At 47.3% G+C, this 1,080-nt stretch carries 1 protein-coding gene; it reads left to right on the top strand.

Translation table 11 applies throughout. The features are described 5' to 3' along the window. Nucleotides 1–348 precede the first annotated feature (348 nt). Nucleotides 349–882, top strand: coding sequence for a hypothetical protein (locus D6694_07845; GenBank protein RMH42547.1), 534 nt, complete (start codon nucleotides 349–351; stop codon nucleotides 880–882). Nucleotides 883–1,080: the final 198 nt, after the last annotated feature.

The raw sequence follows: 1,080 nt of genomic DNA, 5'->3' as shown, positions 1-1,080 counted from the left end.
TGATGGCGGTTTTACTGTCAGGGAGCTGCTGAAGGGTGGTGCAACCTCGGTCCCGATATCGACGGATGTTTCACCCGATCTCGTCGCCGTGCTGCATCGGCATGTCAGGGATGGCAGTGACGATCTGTCGACGATTCTAAATTCAGCGAATGGATATGAGAGCGCGGACACAAGAGTGTTTGGCTCTATGGACCATGCTCTATTTTCTCTGTCGAATCGTCGTTTAATAATAGTATTTTTAAGCACTCCGTCTGGCGCGGTGAAAAAGTATCGGGGGGCATTCTATGGGAGTACTCAACCAACGGGTGAGACTATCGCTCCATCTGGCTGCATAGGCAACAAAGGAAAATGATCATGTCTACAAAATTAAATATTTCAAAATTGTCCTGCCAAAAAAAAATTATTTGTATTATATGTTATATATGTTCGCTTTTGATTTTACAATCTATATCTATAGATGCAACGGCTACAGAGATTGGGTATGGCCCTTCCATACTGCGTGGGCTGAGTATCACGGTTGAGGATAGGGAGAAAAAAGGACACTATACAAAAATTTCCGTTACGATGGATCAAACAGGCAGGTTGGAGAGAGTCTGCGTTGGCAAGAGGTGCGCGGATATTGGAGATAGATTTCCAATAGTTAGGAAGATAAAGGAGATCGATGCGTCAAGAATCGGTGTTCTGAACGGTATTATGGATGAAACATTTGGTAAGACGAGACTGTTGCTGCCATTCTTGGATTATCAAAGTGTTGGTTGTCGTGTTCGTGAGGATTTCAAAGATGAGAATTTCATTGTTTTGACATTTAGTAAAACTGGGGATTTGTCTTCTTTGATGATAATATGTGACCTAGATGTTCCATTCAATTATGTGCAGAAATAGACGTTGCCGTGCTTGGGGGGCTTATTGTCTTGAGTGTATAAGTTAGGCGATGCTCCGCGCTTGGGTGGCAGCGGAGGGGGCGGGCGCGGTTCTGGTGGGGCCTCGTCCGGCGCCTGCGGCGACGGCTGCGAGGAGATCGTGGTTGTGGGCGAGCGCCGGCCGCGCATCTATGCGGGGCTCGCCGATGTCCTCAGCGAC

The sequence above is a fragment of the Gammaproteobacteria bacterium genome (assembly GCA_003696665.1).
In the GTDB taxonomy this organism is placed as follows: domain Bacteria; phylum Pseudomonadota; class Gammaproteobacteria; order Enterobacterales.
The sequence above is the reverse complement of the archived record's forward strand: the minus strand, read 5'-3'. Positions and strand labels throughout refer to the sequence as shown.